This window comes from Micromonospora sp. NPDC048905 (assembly GCF_040649655.1).
Lineage (GTDB): Bacteria > Actinomycetota > Actinomycetes > Mycobacteriales > Micromonosporaceae > Micromonospora.
This window is the reverse complement of record NZ_JBEZFV010000008.1, coordinates 346,535-368,315: the sequence shown is the minus strand read 5'-3', so window position 1 is coordinate 368,315 and position 21,781 is coordinate 346,535. Positions and strand designations below refer to the sequence as shown.

Sequence of the window (21,781 nt, the reverse complement as noted above, 5' to 3'; positions counted from 1 at the left end):
GTGACCGAGCCGCTGCTGGTCGACCGGACCGACGCCGTCGTCACCCTCACGCTGAACCGGGCGAACGCGATGAACGCGCTCGACGTGGCGCTGAAGGAGGCGCTGCGGGACGCCCTGGCGGAGCTGGAGACCGACCGGTCCTGCCGGGCGGTCGTGCTGGCCGGGGCGGGCGGGTCGTTCAGCGCCGGTCAGGACCTGCGCGAGCACGTGGCGACGCTGGAAAGCTCCGGGAACGATCCCCTGGGCACCGTGCGGGCGCACTACAACCCGATCGCCGCCCGGCTGGCCAACCTGCCCAAGCCGGTGATCGCCGCGGTCCGTGGCATGGCCGCCGGTGCGGGCGCGTCGCTGGCCTTCCTCGCCGACATCCGCATCGGTGGCCCGACCACCAGCTTCCTGATGGCCTTCGCCAAGGTCGGCCTCGCCGCCGACACGGGCGCCTCCTGGACCCTGCCCCGGCTGGTCGGCCACGCCAAGGCGGTGGAGCTGCTGATGCTGGCCGAGCCCGTCCGTGCCGAGGAGGCCTGCCGGATCGGCCTGCTCAACCGCCTGGTGGATGACGACGAGTTGGTCTTGCCGACCGCCCAGGAGCTGGCCGCCCGCCTCGCCGCCGGCCCGACGGTCGCCTACGGGGCGATCAAGCGGCAGCTCTCCATCGCCGACGCCGGCACCCTCGCCGACGCCCTCGCGGCCGAGGCGCAGGCCCAGTCGATCTGCGGTTCCACCGCCGACCACCGGGCGGCCACGTTCGCCTTCGTCGGCAAGCAGAAACCGGTCTTCGAGGGACGCTGAACGCGATTCGCACGCCGCCCTTACCGTCCTCGAACACGGGCGGCCTAACGTCGGCCGGTATGAGCGATCGTGAAGCGGTGGCGCACCTGCTGCGCCGGGCCACCTTCGGGCCGACCGCAGACGAGGTGGACGCCGCCGAGCGGGCCGGTCCGGCAGCGACCCTGGACCGGCTGCTCACCCCGCCCGCGACGGACCGGGGTGCGGCGGCCACGCCGATCCCCACGCTGTCCGCCGACCCGTACGCCGGGCTGACCAAGGACTCCACCCGCGAGCAGCGGCAGCAGGCCAACGCGGAGCGGCGCAAGCAGCTCCAGCAGGTCACCGCCTGGTGGCTGGACCGGATGGTGGCCGCCGAGGACGGGCTGAGCGAGAAGCTGCTCTTCTTCTGGCACGGGCACTGGGCGACAAGCGCGCAGAAGGTCAAGTCGGCCCGGGTGATGCAGGGCCAACTGGACACGCTGCGCCGGCACGGACGCGGGCCACTGGCCCCGCTCGTCACCGCGATGGTGCGCGACCCCGCCCTGATCATCTGGCTGGACGGGCAGAAGAACACCCGCAAGGCCCCGAACGAGAACCTGGCCCGCGAGCTGATGGAGTTGTTCACCCTCGGCATCGGCGCCTACACCGAGGCCGACGTGAAGGCCGGCGCGCGCGCCCTGACGGGCTGGGTGGTCGACAGGCGTACCGGGACGGCCCGCTTCGAGGCCAAGCGGCACGACCCCGGCGAGAAGACCATCCTCGGGCAGAGCGGCCGGTTCGACGCCGAGGCGTACGCCGGGCTGCTGGCCGCCCAGCCCGCGGCGGCGACGTTCGTGGCCGGCCGGCTCTGGTTCCGCTACGCCGGCACCGACGTCCCGGCACCGGAGGGCCTGGCCGGCGCGGACACCATCGCGACCCTGCGGGCGATCCTCTCGGCACCGGCCTTCGCCCAGACCAGGGGCACGCTCGTCAAGCAGCCGGTGGAGTGGCTGGTCGGGGCGCTGCGGCAGCTCGGCATCCGACCCTCCGCCCTGCCCGAGCAGGAGCACAAGCAACTACTGGCCGGCCTGAACGCGCTCGACCAGGTGCCGCTGCGACCGCCGAGCGTGGGCGGCTGGCCGGCCGGGGCCGCCTGGCTGACCACCTCGTCGTTGCAGGCACGGCTGCGGACGGCCGGGATGCTCGCCGCCGCGGTGAATCCCACGGTGCTGGCCCGGCTGACCGCCGCGCCCACCGCCGGCCGGCCGGACGCGCTGGCGCGACTGCTGGTGGTCGACGGCTGGAGCGCGCGTACCCGGGCCGCCCTCACCCCGCTGGCCGGCGATCCGCGCAAGTTGCTGGCCGCCGGCCTGGTCAGTCCCGAATACACAGTCAGCTGAGCGGAGGAGTCGACATGGACACCCAGACCCGACGCAGGTTCCTGCTGACCAGCGGGGTGGTCGGCGCGGGCGCGCTGGCCGCCGGCGCCGGCGCGTACCGCCTGCGGGACCTGCTGGACACCGGCGGGGACCGTGATCCAGAGGCCCGCACGCTGGTGCTGGTGACCCTCTACGGCGGCAATGACGGGCTCAACACGGTCATCCCGTACGGCGATCCGGCCTACCGGGCGGCCCGTCCCGAGCTGGCGTACCCCGACGGGGAGGTGCTGCGGTTGGACGACGGCTTCGGCCTCAACCCGGCACTGGCCGGTCTGCACCGGCGCTGGTCGGGCGGTGGGCTGGCGATCGTGCGCGGGGTCGGCTACCCGAAGCCGGACCGCAGCCACTTCCGGTCGATGGACATCTGGCACACCGCGCAGCCGGACCGGCCGGGAAACACCGGTTGGCTGGGTCGTTGGCTGGACTCCGTCGGTGGCGACCCCCGGCTGGCGGTCTCCTTCGAGCCGGCGCTGCCGCCACTGCTGGCCGGGGAGCGGAGCGCGGGCGCCGCCGTGCCGGTGGCCGACCGGAAGGCCGCCAAGGGGCTGCCCGCCGAGACACTGACCGCGCTCGCCGCCGCCGAGGCGGGTGAGTCGGCGGCCCGGGGCCGGGCCGCCGCCTGCTTCGCCGACCTGCGGTCGGTGGACGAGATGATCCGCCAGGTACGCGACTCCGCCGACCCGGACGCGGCGGAACCGGACGGCGAGCAGGCGCCCGCGACGGCGACCGGCGGTGCCCGCACCCCGCTGGACGCGCAACTCGACCTGGTCGCGCAGTGCGTCGAGGCCGGAGTGTCCACCCGGGCCTTCTCGGTGTCGCTCGGTGGCTTCGACACGCACGCCGACGAGAAGCAGTTGCAGGCCGTCCTGCTGGGTCAGGTGGACCGGGCGCTGACCGGGTTCGCCGACCGGATGAGCCGCACCGAGGCGGGTCGGAAGGTGGTGGTGGCGGTCTACTCCGAGTTCGGCCGCCGCGTCCGGGCCAACGCCTCGGACGGCACCGACCACGGCACCGCCTCGGACGTGCTGCTGCTGGGTGCCGGGGTGCGCGGCGGCTGGCACGGTGCACCGCCGAGCCTCACCGATCTCGACGACGGCGACCTGAAATACACGACCGACTTCCGGGACGTCTACGCCACGCTGCTGGAACGGGTGCTGGACACCGACCCGGGACCGATCCTCGCCGACTGGCGGGGACGCGTGGACAAGCTGTTCTAGTCGTCCTCTTCCGGGTCCTGGTTGGCCTCCGCGCCCAGCACGAACGCCTGCATGGCCAGCTCGTCGTCGGACGGCGAGACGAAGGCGGGCAGCTCACGCGGACCCAACTCCTGCACGTACGACCAGAACAGCCGGACCGCCTCCGCCCGCGTGCCGGCCTCGATCGGCAGGTCGAGGCTGACCAGCCAGGTGCGCCGCTCCGGGGGCGGGCCGAGCTGGTCGGCCAGCGCCCGGAAGGCCGCCGGCTCCAACGCGGTGACCGGCCCGTCGAGCGTCAGCAGGTCGGCCGGCACCGGCTCGTCGAAAACCCGCCGGGTGTACGACACCACGACCGTCCCCGGCTCGACCGAGGACTGCGGGTCGTCCGGGTCTTCGCGGTGACGGCGACCCGGCGCGCGGACCCGGCCGAGCGCGACCAGCCGTGGCGGCGCGTCGACGAGCACCGCCACCTGGTCTCCCGTGCTCGGCCGGCTGCTGTCGGTCAGCCCGGTCAACTCCAGCGTGTCGTGGTGCACGAGCCGCTCGGCCTCGTACCGCTCGGCCGGCAGCAGCACGGCCCACGCGCCCACGCCGTCGGCACGGCCGGATCCACCGGCCCGGTACGCGGTCTCGGTCGTCATGCCTGCCATCCCATCATGTCGCCGCGGGAAGGGTGACGTGACAGCCGACGATGTGATCGTCGACCATGCCGGTGGCCTGCATCAGCGCGTACGCGGTGGTCGGGCCGACGAACCGGAAGCCGCGCTTCTTGAGCGCCTTGGCCATCGCCGTCGACTCCGCGGTGATCGGCGCCAGCTCGGCGAACGAGGCGGGGCGGGCCGGTCGGGGCTCCGGGGCGTAGGACCAGAGCAGCGCGGACAACCCTTCCGGCACCTCCAGAGCGGCGCGGGCATTGGCGATCGCCGCCTCGATCTTGGCCCGGTTGCGGACGATGCCGGCGTCGGCGAGCAGCCGGGTCACGTCGGCGTCGGAGTATCCGGCGACGGTCGGGATGTGGAACTCGTCGAAGGCCAGCCGGAACGCCGGGCGTTTGCGCAGAATGGTCAGCCAGGACAACCCGGATTGGAACGCCTCCAGCGTCATCCGCTCGTAGAGCGCGTCGTCTCCGCGCAGCGGCCGACCCCACTCGGTGTCGTGGTAGATGGCGTAGTCAGGGGTGCTCGACCCCCAGGCGCAGCGGGCCAGCCCGTCGACGCCGATCACCAGGTCAGTCACGTCGTACACGCTAGGGCATCGCTCCGACACCCCACCGCCGCCGGCACCGGCTGGCCGCCGGCGCGGTCAGGGCAGCCGGCCCTGCTCGACCAGACGGGCGAACCTCTTCAGCGCCTGGGTGAGGCCGAGCTTGGAGCCGGGCCAGAGCACCGGCCACGCCAGTCGACCGGCCCGGCCGCCCGGCAGGTGGAACCACTCGTGCCAGACGACCTGGGTACGGTCCCGACCCAGCTGGGTGCAGCGCAGCACACCCGGGCCGCGCAGCAACTGCCCGTAGTGCACCACGCCGATCTCGTACGGTTCGTCGACCCGGACCACCCGCATCTCGTCGCGCAGCACGGCCCGGCCGAGCGCCGTCACGGCCTCGATGCGGCTGCCCTCGCGCCCGTCGCCCTCGACCACGCGCACCCGCGTGAACGGGATCCAGTCGGACTGCCGCTCCCAGGCGAGCAGGGCGGCGAAGACCCGCTCGGCGGGGGCGTCGACGATCACCGTGGCGGTTACCTCACCAGCACCGGGTTGGGCGGCCTCCCGAAGATCGTCGGCGCCCCCCGGGCCGGTCACGCCGACTCCGACCGAACCGTCGCGCCGTGCTGCCCGGTGCCGTCGGCGGAGGCGCCGTCGGTCTGCTCAGGATCGCCCGTCGTACCACCGGACGGCACGGCGGCCGGCGCCACACCGTCGGAATCCGCGGGTGACGCGGTGGCGGTGGGTTCCAGGCCCGCGCTGGTCGAGCCGACCGGGGCAGCCCCGGAGCCGGTCGCGTCGGCCGGCGGCCCGGCCGCGTCGGACGTCGCCGCGTCGGACTCGGCGGTGGTGGACTCGGCGGTGTCGGACTCGGCGGCGTCCGCGGTCGTCGCCTTGCTGACGGACCGAACACGAGCGTCGCGCAGCACGTCCGCGTCGTCGATACGGCCGGCACGCAACGCGGTGACCTCCGCCTCCAGTACGCCGATCAGCTCCGACTTGTAGCCGATGTCGTAGGCGGCACGTCGCATCGCCTGATCGACCTGGGACATCCGGTACCCGCGCAACGCGGTGTCGAAACGGACCGCCCCCACGTCGGATTCGCGCAGTGGCCGGGTGCCGGGCAGCGCCACGGCCTGCGAATCCGGCTCGGCGGGCGCCAGACCGGGATCACGGCCGCTGACCAGCACCGTCACGCCGAATATCACCGCCGCGACCGTCAACGCCACGACCAGGAGGAGCAGAAGCTGACCCATGTACTGATCGTGGCACGGCAGCCGGCCGGGAGCGACCCCGCCACCCGTCCCGATCACGATCCGTACCGACGCCGCCCGGAGTTGCGGTCGGACCAGCGACTAGCGTCGGGGTCGGCCGACGTGGCAGCGACGGCGGACTCTCGGGAGGCGGGCATGGCCGGGGCGCTTCGGCTGGGTGGGCGCACGTTCGCCCCCGACGAGCTGGTGGTGATGGCGATCGTCAACCGCACCCCGGACTCGTTCTTCGACCGGGGGGCCACCTACGCCGCCGACAGCGCGCTGCGCGCGGTGGAGCGGGCCGTGGCGGAGGGTGCGGCGATCATCGACATCGGCGGCGTCAAGGCCGGCCCCGGCGCGGAGGTGGACGTCGTCGAGGAGATCCGCCGCACGGTGGACACCATCGCCGCCGTCCGGGTCGCGTTCCCAGAGGTGGTGATCTCCATCGACACCTGGCGCGCCGAGGTGGCGACGGAGGCCGTGGCGGCCGGCGCCGACCTGCTCAACGACACCTGGTCGGGTGTAGACCCGACCCTGGCCCGGGTGGCCGCGCGCACCGGCGCGGGCCTGGTCTGCTCGCACGCCGGCGGCCTGGTCCCCCGGACCCGGCCGCACCGGGCCGCCTTCACCGACGTGGTCACCGACGTGGTCGCGACGGTGACCGGGCTCGCCAAGCGAGCGGTCGCAGCCGGGGTACGCCCCGACGGCATCCTCATCGACCCGGCCCACGACTTCGGCAAGAACACCAGGCACTCCCTGGAGATCACTCGCCGACTGGGCGAGCTGACCGACACCGGTTGGCCGGTGCTGGTGGCGCTCTCCAACAAGGACTTCATCGGTGAGTCCCTGGACCTCCCGGTGCCGGAACGCCTGGAGGGGACGCTCGCCGCGACGGCGGTCTCGGCCTGGCTGGGCGCCCGGGTGTTCCGGGCTCACCAGGTCGGCCCGACCCGCCGGGTGCTGGACATGGTGGCCTCGATCCGCGGCGACCGCCCACCGTCGGCAAGCCGCCGGGGCCTGGCCTGACGCGGTGACGGTCAGGTCCAGCGGAGGATGTTCCTACGCCAGGCGTAGAGGATGCCGAGTGCGAGCACGGCCACGAACACCGCCATCTCCACCACCGTCACCAGGCCGAAGCCCGGCCGGTCGAAGACCACCGCCCAGGGGAAGAGAAACACCGCCTCGACCGCGAACAGCACGTACAGATACGCGTAGACGTAGTAGCGGATCTGCATCTGCGCCCAGTCCGCGCCGACCGGGTCGAGCCCGCACTCGTAGCTGGCCCGCTTGCCCGGCGGGTCGGCCGGACGCGCGGGGCGTAACACCCGGTTGGCCGAGAACGCCGTAACAAAGAACAGAACGCTGGCGAGCAGCAAGAGCCCGAGCGTCGCGTACGAGCCCAGGTATCCGGTCACAGTCGGGAGCCTACCGTCCGCCCGTCAGGGCCGTCCCAAACACGTTACGGATTTGTTTCCTGTCGGGACTAGTGCGCCGGGGCAACTGTTACCGACCATTGGACACCCACCCATGCACCGGAGGACAGATGGCCCGCCTGAAGGCATCGCCCGGTAAGCGGGCGGCGGGGCGGCACCCCATGTCCCTGCTGGGGACCTCGCTGGCGCTCGGTCTGCTCGCGGCGCTCGCCGTGGGGCCGGCCTGGGCCAGCGCGGCGACGCCGGAGGCGGACCCGGTCGTGTCGGCTACCGACCCGGTCGGTGAACCCGGGGGTGAGCCGGAGACCAGCCCGACGGACGAGCCGCCTCCGACCGAGGAGCCGGGCGGGTCTCCGGAGCCGACCAACCCGGCGCCGGAGACCACCGCGCCGCCGCCGGAAACGCAGCCGCCGGCACCGGAGACCACCGCGCCGCCGCCGGAAACGCAGCCGCCGGCACCGAGCAACAACGCGCCCGCGCCGGGCGGACCAGCCACACCGGCACCCCCGGCACCTCCGGCACCCCCGGTGCTGCCGGCGCCTCCGGCCCCGCCGGTCCGGCCGCCCGCCCCGGGTGCGGAGGCGCCGCCGGCGAATCCGCTCGGTGTGCAGGTCACCACCCAGGACGTGACGCTCTCCAAGGCGTACTGGAACGCGGCCAGCACGGCCACCACCCTGCAGGTCACGGTCAACAACACCGGCACGACGACGCAACGGATCCGCCTCTCGTACACGCTGCCGGTCGGGCTGACCGACGCGGGGACGAAGGGCTGCGCCGCCGCCGGCGGAGGTACGTACCACTGTGGGGCCTGGACGGTCGAAGCCGGCGTCCGGTTCAGCGCTCTGCTCCGCCTGCGGGTCGACGGCACCGCATGGCAGAAGATGCCCCTCGCCGGCTCCGTCCAGGTCGTCGCGGACGCGCCGGGGGTGCCCGGGGAAGCGGTCGACGACCAGGGCTTCGCGGTGCTCTTCCCGCCCGGTCCCCCGGTTCCCGGCATCACGCTGGCCGCCGACGAGGTCGCCTTCGACATCAGCGGCACCGCCAGCACCCTCGCGCTTCGGCTGGGCAACACCGGCGCGGTGGACGCCGCCGGCCGGGTCGAGGTCGTCCTGCCAGCCGGGGTGACCATCCCGACCCCGCCGTCCGGCTGCGTGGCGTCCGACCCGAGCCGGATCCGCTGCGACGTGGGCACGGTGGCGGCGGGCCGGACCACCGAGTTGCGGCTGCCGGTGGAGGCGACGCCGCAGGCCCAGCGGGAGGCACCGTTGTCCGGTGCCGTGATCGCCCAACTCGACCCACGCAGCGGCGCGACCCGGCAGGTACAGATGAGTTTCCGGATCACCGCCGCGGCCGCGCTGGCCACCCCCGTGGTCTCACCGCCCGCGCCGGCCGGATCCCAGGGCGTGCTTCCCGGAGGGGCTGCCGACGACGACGGAACGACCTCGGTACGGCGTACCGCGATCATCCTGATCGTGGTCTCCACGCTGCTGGTGGTGCTGGCCCTCACGCTGGCCACCATCTCGCTGCGCCGCCGGTTGTCCGGCCCGGCGCCCGAGCCGGTGTCGCACACCGCCGACTGAATCGACGAGCGGCCCCGGACCGCGTGTGTTCGGTGCCGCCGGCGTGCAACCTCTGGTGATCTGAATTACGGCGGGCGGGGCAAAAGCTCGCAAAGTCGGATATTCCTACTCCCATTCCGGTCCCAGTCGGCGGACCTCCGGCGATGGTTAGGGCTCCCTTAGACGTAGGCTCTCAGAAGAGGTACGACAGCGGCCGGACCAGCCTGGGGCGGTGCGGCGAAACGTCGCGTCAAGGAGGTCCCGTGGCCGGGCAAGGCGAGCTTCTGCGAGCCCCGCAGTCGCGAACGAAGGTGGCACAGTGACCAAGCAGATCCGTCAGCTCGACCGGGTGGTCATCCGGTTCGCCGGTGACTCCGGCGACGGCATGCAGCTGACCGGCGACCGGTTCACCTCGGAGACGGCGCAGCTCGGCAACGACATCTCCACGCTGCCAAACTTCCCCGCCGAGATCCGGGCTCCCGCCGGCACCCTGCCCGGTGTGTCGAGCTTCCAGGTGCACTTCGCCGACTACGACATCCTCACCCCGGGCGACGCGCCCAACGTGCTGGTGGCGATGAACCCGGCGGCCCTCAAGGCCAACCTGGCCGACCTGCCGCGCGGCGCGGACATCATCGTCAACACCGACGAGTTCACCAAGCGCAACCTCGCCAAGGTCGGCTACCAGGCCAGCCCGTTGGACGACGACTCGCTGGCCGGCTACGTCGTGCACCCGGTGGCGCTGACCTCGATGACCGTCGGTGCGCTCGCCGACTACCAGGTGTCCAAGAAGGACGCCGAGCGGTCGAAGAACATGTTCGCCCTCGGCCTGCTCTCCTGGATGTATTCGCGGCCCTACGAGTCGACGCTGCGATTCCTGGAGCGCAAGTTCGCGTCCCGTCCGGAGCTGGTCGCGGCCAACGTCGCCGCCTTCCGGGCCGGCTGGAACTTCGGCGAGACGACCGAGGACTTCGCCGTCCGCTACGAGGTCAAGCCGGCGAAGATGAAGCCGGGCACCTACCGCAACATCACCGGCAACGCGGCGCTCTCATTGGGGCTGGTCGCCGCCGGGGTCCGCTCCGGGCTGCCGGTCTTCCTCGGCGCGTACCCGATCACGCCCGCGTCGGACATCCTGCACGAGCTGAGCAAGCACAAGCGCTTCGGCGTCACGACCGTGCAGGCCGAGGACGAGATCGCCGCGGTCGGCGCGGCGCTGGGCGCGTCGTACGGCGGAGCGCTCGGTGTGACCACCACCAGCGGCCCCGGCGTGGCACTCAAGAGCGAGACGATCTCCCTCGCGGTGGCGCTGGAGCTGCCCCTGGTGATCGTGGACGTGCAGCGCGCCGGCCCGTCGACGGGCATGCCGACCAAGACCGAGCAGGCCGACCTCAACATGGCGCTCTACGGTCGGCACGGCGAGGCCCCGGTCGCGGTGATCGCACCCCGGTCGCCGTCGGACTGCTTCTTCGCGGCGCTGGAGGCGGCCCGGATCGCGCTGACCTACCGCACCCCGGTGATCCTGCTGTCCGACAACTACGTCGCCAACGGCTCCGAGCCGTGGCTGCTGCCCGACGTGGAGTCGCTGCCCGACCTGCGGGTCGAGTTCGCCACCGAGCCCAACGGCGAGGACGGCACCACCTTCCTGCCCTACCTGCGTGACCCGGAGACCCTGGCCCGGCCGTGGGCGATCCCCGGCACCGCCGGGCTGGAGCACCGGATCGGCGGCCTGGAGAAGGCCGACAAGACCGGCGACATCTCGTACGACCCGGCCAACCACGATTTCATGGTGCGCACCCGGGCCGCCCGGATCGAGGCGATTCCGGTGCCGGACATCGAGGTGGAGGACCCGGACGGCGACGCCCGGGTGCTGGTCCTCGGCTGGGGCTCGACGTACGGGCCGATCGGCGCGGCGTGCCGGGGGGTGCGCCAGCGCGGGCTGTCCATCGCCCAGGCGCACCTGCGGCACCTGGCCCCGATGCCGGCCAATCTCGGTGCGGTGCTGCGCGCGTACGACCGGGTGGTCATCCCGGAGATGAACCTGGGCCAGCTCGCCCACGTCATCCGGGCCCGCTACCTGGTCGACGCGATCAGCTACAACCAGGTCCGTGGCCTGCCGTTCACGGCCACCGAGCTGGAGACGACGCTGGAAGAGGTCCTGAAGAATGTCTGAGCCCGTCGCCCTCAAGCTCACCGCGAAGGACTTCAAGTCCGACCAGGAGGTGCGCTGGTGCCCCGGCTGCGGTGACTACGCGATCCTCGCGGCCATTCAGCAGTTCATGCCGGAACTGAACATCCCCCGCGAGCGGACCGTCTTCGTCTCCGGGATCGGCTGCTCGTCGCGCTTCCCGTACTACATGAACACCTACGGGATGCACTCGATCCACGGCCGCGCCCCGGCGATCGCGACCGGCCTGTCGGTGTCCCGGCCGGACCTGTCGGTCTGGGTGGTCACCGGCGACGGCGACGCGCTCTCCATCGGTGGCAACCACCTGATCCACGCCCTGCGGCGCAACGTCAACCTCAAGATCCTGCTGTTCAACAACCGGATCTACGGTCTGACCAAGGGTCAGTATTCTCCGACGTCCGAGGTCGGCAAGGTCACCAAGTCGACTCCGTCCGGCTCGGCGGACGCCCCGTTCAACCCGCTCTCGCTCGCCCTCGGCGCGGAGGCCAGCTTCGTCGGGCGGACCATCGACTCCGACCGCAAGCACCTGCAGTCGGTGCTGCGGGCCGCCGCCGAGCACGAGGGCTCGGCGTTCGTGGAGATCTACCAGAACTGCAACATCTTCAACGACGGTGCGTTCGAGCAGCTCAAGGACCCGTCCACCCGGGACGACTACCTGATCCGCCTGGAGCACGGGCAGCCGATCACCTTCGGCGCGGACGGGCAGTTCTGCGTGGTACATCCGCCGGGCGCGTTCGGCCTGGAGGTCCGGGAGACCAGCTCGGTCCGCCCGGAGGAGATCGTCGTGCACGACGCGACGGTGGCCGACCCGGCGTACGCCTTCGCGCTGTCCCGGCTGCCCGGCCTGGACCTGCGCAACACCCCGATCGGGGTGTTCCGCTCGGTGGACCGACCGTCCTACGACAGTGTGGTGCAGGGTCAGCTCGCGGCCGCCAAGGCGACGGTCACCGAGACCCCCGAGCAGCAGCTCGCCGGCCTGCTGACCAGTGGCGACACCTGGACCATTCTCTGACCTGTCCGACCTGACGAGAGCGGCCGTCCCCGAACCGGGGGCGGCCGCTCTCGTACGTGCCGGTGCTGGCTCAGCGCTGGGCGGAGGCCGGCGTCCAGAGGTTGTCGATCTCCTTCTCGGTGGCCGCGAGGCTCGCCTCGTGCAGCGGGATCAGCTCGGCCATCGCCGGCACCGAGGGCGCCAGGGTCAGCTCGGTGCTGATGAAACGCGGCTCCAGGCCGGTCATCGACAGACCGTGCGGGAGCCACTGCTCCGCGTGGTCCCAACCGTGCCGCGGGGTGCCCTCACCGTAGCCGCCTCCCCGGGTGGCCAGCACCACGAACTCGCGGCCGCCGAGCAGGCCCTCCTGGGTCGTCGGGTCGTAGGTGAGGCCGGCGACGATCAGGTGGTCGACCCAGGACTTGACGCTGCTGGGCGCGCCGTAGTTGTAGAGCGGCAGCCCGAGCAGCACGACGTCGGCCTGCTTCACCTCGTCGACCAGCCGCCCGCTGAGTTCCCAGGATTCGCGCTGCGCCGGGGTGTGCTGGTCCGGCGGAGTCATCCGAGCCAGACCACCCGCCGCGTCGAGGTGCGGCAGCGGTTCCGCGCCGAGGTCCCGGTAGGTCACCGTGCCGTCCGGGTGGGCGGCGCGCCAGGTGTCGACCGCGCGGGCGGTGAGCCGACGGCTGACCGACCAGTCACCCCGAATGCTCGAGTCGATATGCAGCAGATGCATTATTCCTCCTCCAAGGATCGTCTGTGCAGCACCAACTATTTATAGCAGGCCGATGTTCCATCAGCTCGGTAGACTGGGTCACATGTCCGCCCCGCTGCCCGCCCCCTCGGAGCACCGCTCTGGCGCGCTCCTGGACCATCTGGCCCGGCGGATGCGGCTACGGTCGGAGTCGGTGCTGGCGCCACTCGGCCTACGGCCGCGGCACCTGGTCGCGCTCACCGTGCTGCGCGCCGGCGGCGGCACCAGCCAGCAATCGCTCGCCTCCATCCTGGAAATGGACAGCACCAACATCGTCGGGCTGCTCAACGACCTGGAAGCGGAGCAGTTGATCGAGCGTCGCCGCTCACCCGAGGACCGGCGCCGGCACGTCGTCGAACTCACCGAAAGTGGTGCAAAACGCCTCAGCGAGGCCGAATGTGCCCTCGCCGGAGCCGAGGACGAGGTGCTGGGTGCGCTGGCTCCCAGCGAGCGGGAGACGCTCTACGAGTTGCTGCGGCGGGCCTCCACCACGACGCCGGTCAGCTGCACCGAGGCGATCTGCGCCGCCGACGACACATTCTGACGCGCCACGCCTGCACCAACACCCCGACGACGCGCCTGCACCGCCACCCCGACGACGGGACGATCAACCGGCCGGACGACAAGCTGCGCCGGGACGGGCGGTCAAGCGTGCGAGGGCGGGACGGTCAGGAGGTCGTCGCCGACTGCGGACGATCGTCGCGGACATGCACCAGCATGTCTCCGGTCTCGATCACCGCACCGGCCCGGTCGGCCAGCGTGACCACCTTGCCCCGTCGCACCAGGGCGATCACCAACGAGTCCAACTCGCGTGGTGAACGACCCACCTCGTCCCGCTCCGCCGAGCGCATCGCCAGCGCCATGCCCTGACCGGGGGTGAGCAGATCCTCCACCACGTCGATCAGCGGCGGGGCCGAGGTGGACAGGCCGAGCAGCCGACCCGCGGTGGCCGACGAGACGATCACGTGATGCGCACCGCTCTGCTTGAGCAGCGGCGCGTTCTCCGCCTCGCGGGCCGCCGCGATGATCCGGACCTGCCCGGCGGTGAGCTGTCGCACGGTGAGCGCGACGAGCACCGACGCGTCGTCACTGTCGGTCGCGATGATCACGGCCTTCGCGTTCTTCACGTGCGCCTCGTTAAGCACCGACGAGCGGGTCGCCGAGCCCTCGATCGCCACCAGCCCGGCGGAGGTGGCCTGCCGCAGGGCAGCGGCGCTGCGCTCCACCACCACGATCCGCGACCGGTCCAGACCATTTTCCAGCAGGGCGGAGACGGCGCTGCGCCCCTTGGTGCCGTAGCCGCAGATGATGACGTGGTCCTTCACGGCTCTCCTCCACCGCGACAGGCGACGGCCGGTCCGGTACTGCTCGGTCAGAACTTCCAGGGTGGTACCGACCAGGATGATCAGGAAGATCACTCGGGCCGGGGTGATGAAGAGGACGTTCACCAGCCGGGCCGACGGCGCGGCGGGCGTGATGTCGCCGTAGCCGGTGGTGGAGAGCGACACGACCGCGTAGTAGAAGCAGTCGAGCAGGGTGAGGCCGTCCTCGTTGACATCACGGTAGCCGTCCCGGCCCAGGTAGACCGCGGCGACCACGGCGAAGACCAGGCCCAGGGCGGCGGCGAGCCGCAGGCTCAGCGCGCTCAACGGACCCCTGCGCTGCGCGGGAAAATGGATCACCGTCGAACCTGCCCCGCCACCGTCGCCTGCACGAGCACAACATAGCGGGTACGCCGCCCCCGGCACGTCCGGGTTGGGCAGGGACGACCGACGTCCCTCCCGCACCGGCTGTCGGACGACAACGACGAACCGGTGCGGGCCGGCAGACGGAGGCGGTCGCGACCCTCGCGACGACCAGCCGCGGACGACGCGACCGAGAAAGGATGGGACGGTCCGGATGGCCCGGGAAGGGCATGATGAGGGTGTTCCCGACGACGACCGCGAAAGTGAGGCCGGCATGTCGTTGCTGCGACGAGTCATCGGCGGAGTGCTGCGCCGACTGCGTCAGAGCCAGGGCCGCACGCTGCGCGAGGTGGCCGCCACCGCCGGAGTCTCCGTGCCCTACCTGTCCGAGGTGGAGCGGGGCCGCAAGGAAGCCTCGTCGGAGGTGCTCGCGGCGATCTGCCGAGCGCTCGGCATCCGCCTGTCCGACCTGCTGGAGGAGGCCCGCGACGACCTGCGGCGCGTCGAGCCTCGCATCCCGGCCGCACCACGGGCACAGCTCAACCGGATCGAACGGGCCGAGGTCGTCCGACACGACGCGCGCCAGCACGCCCTGCGGACGAGCAGGCCGATCCCCCACCGGGCACCCGGGGCGAGCGGCCCGACCCTCTGCGTCGGGGCGACGGCGTCCGCTGGTGGCTCGCGCTCCGGTCCGCGTACCGCCGCTCTGCGGGGTTGTGCGTGGGCTCGGGCGGGCGCGCGGCGGCTGACCGCCGCGTAGGCCGCCCGGTTCTGCCGTCGGCGGATCTGCCGGCGGCAGAATCACTGGGCCAGCGACCACCGTCGCCCGCACGCTGGAGGGGCCGGTCCACCGGGCGGTCCCACCGCTCGCCGGCGTGGTGGAAGGCGGCGGCGTGATCTCCTCCGGGGTACGGATGCTGGACGGCGCACAGCCGTCCTTCGGCGACCAGGTGTTCGAGCGATTGCTGCGGGAACGGATCGTCTTTCTCGGCACCGAGGTGACCGAGGAGTCGGCCAACCAGATCTGCGCGCAGATCCTGCTGCTCTCCGCCGAGGACGCCGAGCGGGACATCTTCCTCTACATCAACTCGCCGGGCGGGTCGGTGAGTGCGGGGATGGCGGTCTACGACACGATGCGCTACGTCCGCAACGACGTTGCCACGCTGGCGCTCGGGTTCGCCGGTTCGATGGGGCAGTTCCTGCTCTGTGCGGGCGCGGCCGGCAAGCGGTACGCGCTGCCGCACTCGCGGATCATGATGCACCAGCCGTCCGGTGGAATGGGCGGCACCGCCTCGGACATCACCATTCAGGCCGAGAACATGCTGCACGTGAAGCGGACGATGCAGGAGCTGATTGCCCAGCACACTGGACGAACCCTCGCCGAGATCCAGCAGGACTGGGACCGGGACCGTTGGTTCACCGCCGAGCAGGCCCGGGATTACGGCCTCATCGACCAGGTGATCACCCGGGCCGAGCAACTGCCCACGATTGCCTGATCCGTCCCGGCCTGTCGACGCTGCCACCACTGGCGAAAATCCGGTGGCGGCCGTTTATTAGGGTCACGTCTATGCGCCGACTGATTCCCACCCTGTCGATAGTCCTCGCCGTCGCCCTCGTCGGCGGCTGCGGCACCAAGTCCGACGACTCCGCGAAGCCCGACGCCACGGCCTCGGCACCGTCCAAACTCGAACCTGTCGCGGCCGTCAAGCAGGGCATGGACCGCAGCCTCTCCGGCACGCTCAGCATGCAAGCCTCGATCAAGGCCGGCAGCCAGTCGATGACCCTCGGCGGAAAGATGGATCCCGTCGCCAAGGCGATCCAGATCAGCGGCAAGGCCCCGGAACCGATCGAGGTCCGGATGCTCGACAACACCGCCTACATCAAGTCCGAGTCGATGGAGGGCGAGAAGCCCTGGATGAAGATCGACCTCGGCAAGCTCAAGCCGACGAGCACGCTGCGCCAGTCGTTCGACGTCAAGTCGCAGACCGGCCTCATCGGCGGCACCGTCTCCGCCCAGGAGGTGGGCGAGGGCCGTTACACCGGCGTCGCCGATCTCAACAAGGCGGCCGAGGTCGCCAGCACCGAGGCCGGAATGCGGGAGGGCCTCGAGTCGACCGCCAAGTTGGCGAAGGACCCGAAGGCGATTCCGTTCGAGGCGACCCTCGACGCCGACGGACGCCTCACCACGCTCTCCTACACCATCGCCACGAAGTCGCTTGGTGACCTCGTCACCGAGATGCGGATGAGCGAATTCGGCAAGCCGGTCACTGTGGAAGCCCCACCCGCCGGCGAGACCGAGGCGGCCGCCGACGAGATGTACGCGTTCCTCTGACCGACCGGCACATCGTCGGCGTCACAAGCGTGGGCTGCGGGTCTCCCGCAGCCCACGCTGCGTCGGACGCCCGACACGACCCGATGTGGCACGCGCTGTGCCTCAGGTCACAGCACCGCAGGTAACAATCCGCGGCACCGATCCGTCCTTGAGGCAGACAACCACAGGGAGGGCACATGTTCGCCGCGTACGTCACGCTCACGATTCTTGCCTCGGTCTTCACCGGCATCGCTGCCGTCACCTACCTGATCGGCCACGACTATCCGAAGGCCCAGGCCGACATGAAGCGCGTCCCACACTCGTGGTTGCCCCGGTTGGGCCTGACGCTGGCGGCGGGATCCCTGGGCCTGCTTGTCGGATTCGCCGTACCGCTGCTGGGCACCCTCGCCGCCGCCGGCCTCGTGCTGTACTTCGTCGGCGCGCTCATCGCGCACCTGCGGGTGGGCTCCCGCCAACTGGCGGGGCCGGCCGTCTTCTTCACCACCACGGTGGCCACGCTGGCGGTGAATGTGGCCTACCACTGGTGATCCGAGGGCTCCGCGCCGCCTGCGGTAGCCACTTATTTGTGGGTACTTGCCGGCGCGTGGGCGCGGCATGAGTCTGGTGGTGGGCAGTCGCGAGGGCCGGATTACGGGGAGGTGGCCGATGGTTCAGGAGGCCCCCCGGCCTCGATGAGCTTCTCCAGGCGACGGTGGCCCCAGTCGGAAACGGGGGCCAGCGCCTCGGAGAGGTCCCGGCCGAACGCCGTCAGCGAGTAGACGGTCTTCAACGGCAGCACCTCGTGCACCTCCCGGTGCACCAGTCCGTCGGTCTCCATCTCACGGAGCGCCTGAGTCAGCACCTTCTCGGTCAGGCCCGGCAGTTGACGGCGCAGCTCGCCGGGCCGGTGCGGACCGGATTCCAGCAACCAGAGCAGAGCCGTCTTCCACTTGCCGTCGATCACGGCGATCGCGGCGGTCACCCCGCAGACATTCAGGTCCTGTGCACGACTGCGCGTCATATCCGTCCTATTCGCTGCTTTTACTATGCTTTCCGGGAGTTGAATCGTGTCCTCGTACTCCGAAAAGTCTGTCACGGTGCTGGGCCTGGGGCCGATGGGACGAGCCCTGGCCGACGCATTCCTGGACGCCGACCTGCGGACCACGGTCTGGAACCGGACCCCGGGCCGGGGACGAGAGTTGGTCGGGCGGGGCGCCACCGCCGCCCGGTCGGCCGAGGAGGCGGTCGCCGCGAGTGGGCTGACCGTGGTCTGCGTGGTGAACTACGACGCGTCGGACGCCATCCTGAGACCCGACGCGGTCACCGATGCGCTCCGGGGGCGCACGGTGGTGAACCTGACCGCGGATACTCCGGACCGGGCCCGGGACTCCGCGCGATGGGCGGCACGGCACGGCATCGGGTACCTGGACGGGGCGATCATGACGCCGATCCCCACCATCGGGACGCCGGACGGGGTGTTCATCCACAGCGGACCGACCGACCTCTACCAGGAGCACCGGCCGGCGCTGAACGCGCTGGGCGGGACCCACACCCACCTCGGCGACGAGATCGGCCGGGCAGCGGCGTACGACATCGCGTTGCTCGACATCTTCTGGACCGCGATGGCGGGCTACGCGCACGCGTTGGCGGTGGCGCGGGCGGAAGGTGTCACCGCACGGGACCTGGCCCCGTTCGCCAAGGGCATCGGTGCGATCCTCCCGCCGATCTTCGAGCAGACCGCGGAGGAGGTGGACAGCGGCCGCTTCTCCGGCGAGGACAACCCCATCACCTCGGCGGCATCCTCCATGGCCCACATCGTCCACACCTCGGAGGCACACGGCATCGACGCGGGCGTCATGCGCGCCGTCGAGGGCATGGCCCGCCGCGTGATCGGACTGGGCCACGGCACCGACGGGTTCATCCGGGTCACCGAGATGCTGGGACGGCGCTGAGGGTCGGACGCCGGTCCGCGACAGAGCCGCATCCCAGTCAGCCAGAGCATCCCGCCGGTTGGCTGCTCGGCTTCCTCGTCTGCCGATCTGCGCGCGCCCGAGCACGGCGGCAGCGATGCCGACGACAGGGCGTGCGGGCCATGGGCACCCGGTCGCTGAGGGCTCGCCTCCTGGTCGTTGTCTTCGTGGCATCATGTTGCGCTGTGGATCATCAGGGGCAGTTTTGTCGTGCAGCGCTCGCGTTGGGCGTCCCGGACGACGAGGTCAGCCGGTTCAATCAGCACCTCCGTTTGTCGATCCGGTTGAGCGGAGGATCCGGCGGTGTTCCGGTCGGGCAGTTCGGCGGGTTGCCCCGGCTGCCGGTGGACATGGACTGGCCGTCCGACGGGGTCGATCCGTTGCCGTTCATCTTCTCGGTCGACTGTGCGGCACTGCCAAGAGTCGACGGCTTCGGCCTGCCGGCAGACGGCTCGCTGCTGTTCTTCCTGAACCACGAGCAGGCCGCTGCCACCGGGGAGCGGAGGTACGGGCGAGTCGTGTATGTGCCGGCCGACGCCGATACCGAGGTGGCGGCAGGGTCCGCCGGCCACGCGCTCGTCGACAAGCAGTACGACGTCGGCGCCACGCTGCGCGCGGAGTTCCCCGATTGGTTCGAGGCAGACGAGGACGAGGACGAGGACGACCTGTCGCCCTTCCAGCAGCAGTTGGCCCGTGACCTCGAGCGGGACCTGCCGCACCTTGACGAACTTCGCACCCTGGCCAACGATCTCTGGCCGCCTGACAACGGGTACGCCAGCGCCTATATCGGTGGGTACGCCGACGAGGAGGTAATCAAGAGCATCGCGGAGCAGACCCTCGCGTGGCGCGAGAAGATCGGCGAGATCGTCATCCCGGTCGCGAAATGGTATTCCCATGTGGAGAAGGAGACGCACCGGCTAACGAGTGAGTGGGTGTCGCTCGCCCGCTTCCCCGTAGACAACGAGTCCTATTACCGGAGTGACGGGAGTTTCGTGATCCGTCACGACGACCTGGCCGCTGGTCGGCTGGACGAGGCACTTTCCGTGGCTGAGTTGGTCCCATAGAAGAGCGGGTCTGGCGCCTGCACGAAGTCCAGGCAGCCCGGCGCAAGGCGGGCCACGTCCACAACCCCCGGCGAGGTAGCGGTCGCGGTCGGAGGGGTCGACGTGAAGCCTTCCAGCACGTCCGGAATCTGTGGGCGGATGCGAACCCGGCGGCCACCCCGGCCTACTGGTCGGCGATGCGGTAGCCGACGCCGGCCCTGGTGGTGATGATCTGCGGTTCGCCGAGTTTGCGGCGCAGGCGGCCGATCGTGACCGTGACGGTGTTGGTGAATGGGTCGGTGTTCTCGTCCCAGACCTGGTCCAGCAGCGATTCGGCGCTCAGGAACGTAGGCGCCGCCCGCAGCAGCGCCTCCAGCAGGGCGAACTCTTTGACCGACAGGTCCAGCCGGCGGCCGTCGCGGGTGGCGGTGCGCCGGGCCGGGTCGAGCTCCAGGCCAGCCGCGCGCAGCGTCCTCGGCTGCGCCGACGGGCGGCGGCGGGCCAGGGCGCGGATCCGCAGCACCAGCTCGGGGAAGTGGAACGGCTTGGCCAGGTAGTCGTCGGCGCCGAGCGTCAGGCCGGTGACCCGGTCGCCGGGCGCGCCAGCCGCGGTCAGCATCAGGACCATCGGGCGGTCGCCCCGTTCGGTGATCATCTGGCAGAGGGTGTCGCCGTGCAGGCCCGGCAGGTCGCGGTCAAGCACCACCACCTCGTACGGCGCGAGGTCCAGCTTCTCGGCGGCCGCCAGGCCATCCACCGCGACGTCAACGGCCATCCCCTGGTCACGCAGGCCCTCGGCGATCACCTCGGCGAGCGCCCGCGCGTCCTCGACCACCAGCACCCTCACGCGGCCTCGTCCTCCCCGGACGCCGGCGGTATCAGCGGGAGCCGGATCGCCACGTGCAGGCCGCCCTCGGGCCGGGCACGCAGCACCAGCGTGCCGCCGTGCGCCGCCGCGACGGCCGCCACGATCGACAGGCCCAGCCCGGTGCCGCCGCCGGCGGTCCGCTCCAGGCCGAGCCGCTGGAACGGCTGGCCGAGCCGGGCGACCTGATCCGGGTCGAGGGGCGGGCCGCCGGTCTCGACGGCCAGCAGTGCCGTGCCGGCCTCGGGCGCGGCGACCACCCGGACCCAGCCGTCCGGCACGTTGTGGGTGATCGCATTGTCGATCACATTGCCGGTCATCTGGGCGAGCAGCACCGCGTTGCCGCGGGTCCAGGCGTCCGGCCGCATTTCGGCGCGGACCGTCAGCCGCTTGGCCTCGATGTCGGCGGCGCGGGCGGACACCACCTCCGTGACCAGCGCGCCTACGGAGACCGGTTCGCGGTCGGCGAGCGCGCCGTGCTGGATGCGGGCCAGGGTGAGGAAGCCGTCGAGCAGCCCGTCGACCCGGTCCAGCTCGGTACGCAGCCGGCCGGCGAGCGCGACCGTCTGCGGCGGCACCGGCCCGGGCTTCGCGACCGCGACGTCCAGCGACGCACGCATCGTGGCCAGCGGTGTGCGCAGCTCGTGGGAGGCGTTGGCGACGAACCGGCGCTGCGCCGCGAACGCCTGCTCCAGGCGTTCGAGCAACTCGTCGATGGTGTCGGCGAGCGCCTTGACCTCGTCGTCGGGACCGGGGGTGGCCAGCCGCTCGTGCAGGTTGTCGGCGGTGATCCGGCGGGTGGCCGCGGTGATCGTGCGCAGCGGGCGCAGTACCCGCCCGGCGACGGACCGGCCCAGCAGCACCGAGGCCACCCCCATCACGGCCAGCGCGATCGCCGAGCCTCCCAGCAGTTGCCGGGCCTGATCCCGGTGCACGGCCTCCAGTCGGGCCTCCAGTTCGGCGATCCGCGCGGCGGAGGCGTCCGGCCGTTGTTGCTGCGCGGGCACGACCGGGGAGGTAGTGCGGGCGATCGTGAGGAAGCTGGTGAGGCCGAGCAGCGCGACGCCGGAGAGCATGAACAGCGCCACGTAGATGATCGTGAACCGCAGCCGAGCCGTCCGCATCCGTTCCCCCTGCCGCGCCGCCG

The 21,781-nt window shown here is 71.5% G+C and carries 24 protein-coding genes; 14 read left to right on the top strand and 10 right to left on the bottom strand.

What is annotated here, in order from left to right; all coding sequences use genetic code 11:
- From AB0C01_RS22990 to AB0C01_RS22980, 3 genes are read left to right on the top strand one after another with little or no spacing between them, the layout of a single operon-like run.
- Positions 1-792 carry an enoyl-CoA hydratase-related protein gene (locus AB0C01_RS22990; RefSeq protein ID WP_357572084.1) on the top strand — a complete coding sequence of 264 codons (792 nt, stop codon included), beginning with the start codon at positions 1-3 and terminating at the stop codon, positions 790-792.
- Between the two features lie 59 nt (positions 793-851).
- The gene (locus tag AB0C01_RS22985; protein WP_357572083.1) at positions 852-2,150 is read left to right on the top strand and encodes a DUF1800 domain-containing protein; all 1,299 of its coding nucleotides are present in this window, start codon (positions 852-854) and stop codon (positions 2,148-2,150) included.
- A 14-nt stretch (positions 2,151-2,164) separates the two neighbouring features.
- Entirely contained in the window at positions 2,165-3,406 is a 1,242-nt protein-coding gene (locus tag AB0C01_RS22980) for a DUF1501 domain-containing protein (RefSeq protein WP_357241089.1), read from the top strand.
- On the opposite strand, the gene AB0C01_RS22975 is transcribed toward AB0C01_RS22980, so the two are convergent.
- The 4 genes from AB0C01_RS22975 to AB0C01_RS22960 form a co-directional block, all read right to left on the bottom strand.
- Positions 3,403-4,026, bottom strand: coding sequence for a hypothetical protein (locus AB0C01_RS22975; protein WP_357572082.1), 624 nt, complete (start codon positions 4,024-4,026; stop codon positions 3,403-3,405). The genes AB0C01_RS22980 and AB0C01_RS22975 overlap by 4 nt on opposite strands.
- Positions 4,027-4,039: 13 nt before the next feature.
- Entirely contained in the window at positions 4,040-4,621 is a 582-nt protein-coding gene (locus tag AB0C01_RS22970; RefSeq protein ID WP_357572081.1) for a DNA-3-methyladenine glycosylase I, read from the bottom strand.
- Between the two features lie 66 nt (positions 4,622-4,687).
- Complete coding sequence (locus AB0C01_RS22965) at positions 4,688-5,185, bottom strand: SRPBCC family protein (protein ID WP_357572080.1); 498 nt, start codon at positions 5,183-5,185, stop codon at positions 4,688-4,690.
- On the bottom strand, positions 5,182-5,844 hold the full coding sequence (locus AB0C01_RS22960) for a DivIVA domain-containing protein (RefSeq protein ID WP_357572079.1): 663 nt from the start codon (positions 5,842-5,844) through the stop codon (positions 5,182-5,184). Before AB0C01_RS22960 ends, AB0C01_RS22965 begins: the two co-directional genes overlap by 4 nt.
- 153 nt (positions 5,845-5,997) lie before the next feature.
- Here AB0C01_RS22960 and folP point away from each other — a divergent pair, with 153 nt between their 5' ends.
- Positions 5,998-6,867 carry a dihydropteroate synthase gene (gene folP, locus AB0C01_RS22955; RefSeq protein WP_357572078.1) on the top strand — a complete coding sequence of 290 codons (870 nt, stop codon included), beginning with the start codon at positions 5,998-6,000 and terminating at the stop codon, positions 6,865-6,867.
- Positions 6,868-6,878: 11 nt separating this feature from the next.
- Here folP and ndhC read toward each other — a convergent pair whose 3' ends face one another.
- Positions 6,879-7,256, bottom strand: coding sequence for an NADH-quinone oxidoreductase subunit A (ndhC, locus tag AB0C01_RS22950; RefSeq protein ID WP_088986508.1), 378 nt, complete (start codon positions 7,254-7,256; stop codon positions 6,879-6,881).
- A 128-nt stretch (positions 7,257-7,384) separates the two neighbouring features.
- Here ndhC and AB0C01_RS22945 point away from each other — a divergent pair, with 128 nt between their 5' ends.
- The 3 genes from AB0C01_RS22945 to AB0C01_RS22935 all read left to right on the top strand — a co-directional run bounded on the left by AB0C01_RS22945 (position 7,385) and on the right by AB0C01_RS22935 (position 12,027).
- Positions 7,385-8,854 (top strand): hypothetical protein, encoded by a 1,470-nt coding sequence (locus tag AB0C01_RS22945; protein ID WP_357241071.1) that lies wholly within the window; start codon positions 7,385-7,387, stop codon positions 8,852-8,854.
- A gap of 298 nt (positions 8,855-9,152) precedes the next feature.
- Positions 9,153-11,000 carry a 2-oxoacid:acceptor oxidoreductase subunit alpha gene (locus tag AB0C01_RS22940; protein ID WP_357241068.1) on the top strand — a complete coding sequence of 616 codons (1,848 nt, stop codon included), beginning with the start codon at positions 9,153-9,155 and terminating at the stop codon, positions 10,998-11,000.
- Positions 10,993-12,027, top strand: a complete 1,035-nt coding sequence (locus AB0C01_RS22935) for a 2-oxoacid:ferredoxin oxidoreductase subunit beta (RefSeq protein WP_357572077.1) — start codon at positions 10,993-10,995, stop codon at positions 12,025-12,027. The genes AB0C01_RS22940 and AB0C01_RS22935 overlap by 8 nt, the downstream gene beginning before the upstream one ends.
- 70 nt (positions 12,028-12,097) lie before the next feature.
- Here the strand turns inward: AB0C01_RS22935 and AB0C01_RS22930 are convergent, their stop codons facing one another.
- Positions 12,098-12,742 (bottom strand): NAD(P)H-dependent oxidoreductase, encoded by a 645-nt coding sequence (locus AB0C01_RS22930; protein WP_357241062.1) that lies wholly within the window; start codon positions 12,740-12,742, stop codon positions 12,098-12,100.
- 82 nt (positions 12,743-12,824) lie between these two features.
- Between AB0C01_RS22930 and AB0C01_RS22925 the strand changes: the two genes are divergently transcribed.
- Positions 12,825-13,304, top strand: coding sequence for a MarR family winged helix-turn-helix transcriptional regulator (locus AB0C01_RS22925; RefSeq protein ID WP_357241059.1), 480 nt, complete (start codon positions 12,825-12,827; stop codon positions 13,302-13,304).
- Between the two features lie 124 nt (positions 13,305-13,428).
- Here the strand turns inward: AB0C01_RS22925 and AB0C01_RS22920 are convergent, their stop codons facing one another.
- Positions 13,429-14,442, bottom strand: coding sequence for a potassium channel family protein (locus tag AB0C01_RS22920; RefSeq protein WP_357241056.1), 1,014 nt, complete (start codon positions 14,440-14,442; stop codon positions 13,429-13,431).
- Positions 14,443-14,719: 277 nt separating this feature from the next.
- Between AB0C01_RS22920 and AB0C01_RS22915 the strand changes: the two genes are divergently transcribed.
- The 4 genes from AB0C01_RS22915 to AB0C01_RS22900 all read left to right on the top strand — a co-directional run bounded on the left by AB0C01_RS22915 (position 14,720) and on the right by AB0C01_RS22900 (position 17,304).
- Positions 14,720-15,205 carry a helix-turn-helix transcriptional regulator gene (locus tag AB0C01_RS22915; protein ID WP_357241053.1) on the top strand — a complete coding sequence of 162 codons (486 nt, stop codon included), beginning with the start codon at positions 14,720-14,722 and terminating at the stop codon, positions 15,203-15,205.
- Between the two features lie 154 nt (positions 15,206-15,359).
- Positions 15,360-15,941 (top strand): ATP-dependent Clp protease proteolytic subunit, encoded by a 582-nt coding sequence (locus AB0C01_RS22910; protein ID WP_357242342.1) that lies wholly within the window; start codon positions 15,360-15,362, stop codon positions 15,939-15,941.
- Between the two features lie 71 nt (positions 15,942-16,012).
- On the top strand, positions 16,013-16,777 hold the full coding sequence (locus AB0C01_RS22905) for a hypothetical protein (protein WP_357572076.1): 765 nt from the start codon (positions 16,013-16,015) through the stop codon (positions 16,775-16,777).
- Between the two features lie 176 nt (positions 16,778-16,953).
- Positions 16,954-17,304: a DoxX family protein gene (locus AB0C01_RS22900; RefSeq protein WP_357241047.1), complete on the top strand. Its 351-nt coding sequence runs from the start codon at positions 16,954-16,956 to the stop codon at positions 17,302-17,304.
- Positions 17,305-17,405: 101 nt separating this feature from the next.
- Here AB0C01_RS22900 and AB0C01_RS22895 read toward each other — a convergent pair whose 3' ends face one another.
- On the bottom strand, positions 17,406-17,777 hold the full coding sequence (locus AB0C01_RS22895) for a helix-turn-helix domain-containing protein (protein WP_357241045.1): 372 nt from the start codon (positions 17,775-17,777) through the stop codon (positions 17,406-17,408).
- 46 nt (positions 17,778-17,823) lie between these two features.
- Between AB0C01_RS22895 and AB0C01_RS22890 the strand changes: the two genes are divergently transcribed.
- Complete coding sequence (locus AB0C01_RS22890) at positions 17,824-18,708, top strand: NAD(P)-binding domain-containing protein (RefSeq protein WP_357572075.1); 885 nt, start codon at positions 17,824-17,826, stop codon at positions 18,706-18,708.
- Between the two features lie 203 nt (positions 18,709-18,911).
- Positions 18,912-19,790 (top strand): DUF1963 domain-containing protein, encoded by an 879-nt coding sequence (locus AB0C01_RS22885; RefSeq protein ID WP_357241039.1) that lies wholly within the window; start codon positions 18,912-18,914, stop codon positions 19,788-19,790.
- Between the two features lie 163 nt (positions 19,791-19,953).
- Here AB0C01_RS22885 and AB0C01_RS22880 read toward each other — a convergent pair whose 3' ends face one another.
- Together AB0C01_RS22880 and AB0C01_RS22875 are read right to left on the bottom strand one after the other, a co-directional pair.
- The gene (locus tag AB0C01_RS22880) at positions 19,954-20,616 is read right to left on the bottom strand and encodes a response regulator transcription factor (RefSeq protein WP_357241036.1); all 663 of its coding nucleotides are present in this window, start codon (positions 20,614-20,616) and stop codon (positions 19,954-19,956) included.
- Positions 20,613-21,758 carry a HAMP domain-containing sensor histidine kinase gene (locus AB0C01_RS22875; RefSeq protein ID WP_357241033.1) on the bottom strand — a complete coding sequence of 382 codons (1,146 nt, stop codon included), beginning with the start codon at positions 21,756-21,758 and terminating at the stop codon, positions 20,613-20,615. The genes AB0C01_RS22880 and AB0C01_RS22875 overlap by 4 nt, the downstream gene beginning before the upstream one ends.
- Positions 21,759-21,781: the final 23 nt, after the last annotated feature.

Coding starts and splice junctions, on each gene's coding strand:
- AB0C01_RS22985 (WP_357572083.1), top strand. CDS start 852: ATGAGCGATCGTGAAGCGGTGGCGCACCTGCTGCGCCGGGCCACCTTC.
- AB0C01_RS22980 (WP_357241089.1), top strand. CDS start 2,165: ATGGACACCCAGACCCGACGCAGGTTCCTGCTGACCAGCGGGGTGGTC.
- AB0C01_RS22975 (WP_357572082.1), bottom strand. CDS start 4,026: ATGACGACCGAGACCGCGTACCGGGCCGGTGGATCCGGCCGTGCCGAC.
- AB0C01_RS22960 (WP_357572079.1), bottom strand. CDS start 5,844: ATGGGTCAGCTTCTGCTCCTCCTGGTCGTGGCGTTGACGGTCGCGGCG.
- folP (WP_357572078.1), top strand. CDS start 5,998: ATGGCCGGGGCGCTTCGGCTGGGTGGGCGCACGTTCGCCCCCGACGAG.
- AB0C01_RS22945 (WP_357241071.1), top strand. CDS start 7,385: ATGGCCCGCCTGAAGGCATCGCCCGGTAAGCGGGCGGCGGGGCGGCAC.
- AB0C01_RS22935 (WP_357572077.1), top strand. CDS start 10,993: ATGTCTGAGCCCGTCGCCCTCAAGCTCACCGCGAAGGACTTCAAGTCC.
- AB0C01_RS22930 (WP_357241062.1), bottom strand. CDS start 12,742: ATGCATCTGCTGCATATCGACTCGAGCATTCGGGGTGACTGGTCGGTC.
- AB0C01_RS22925 (WP_357241059.1), top strand. CDS start 12,825: ATGTCCGCCCCGCTGCCCGCCCCCTCGGAGCACCGCTCTGGCGCGCTC.
- AB0C01_RS22915 (WP_357241053.1), top strand. CDS start 14,720: ATGTCGTTGCTGCGACGAGTCATCGGCGGAGTGCTGCGCCGACTGCGT.
- AB0C01_RS22910 (WP_357242342.1), top strand. CDS start 15,360: ATGCTGGACGGCGCACAGCCGTCCTTCGGCGACCAGGTGTTCGAGCGA.
- AB0C01_RS22905 (WP_357572076.1), top strand. CDS start 16,013: ATGCGCCGACTGATTCCCACCCTGTCGATAGTCCTCGCCGTCGCCCTC.
- AB0C01_RS22900 (WP_357241047.1), top strand. CDS start 16,954: ATGTTCGCCGCGTACGTCACGCTCACGATTCTTGCCTCGGTCTTCACC.
- AB0C01_RS22895 (WP_357241045.1), bottom strand. CDS start 17,777: ATGACGCGCAGTCGTGCACAGGACCTGAATGTCTGCGGGGTGACCGCC.
- AB0C01_RS22875 (WP_357241033.1), bottom strand. CDS start 21,758: ATGCGGACGGCTCGGCTGCGGTTCACGATCATCTACGTGGCGCTGTTC.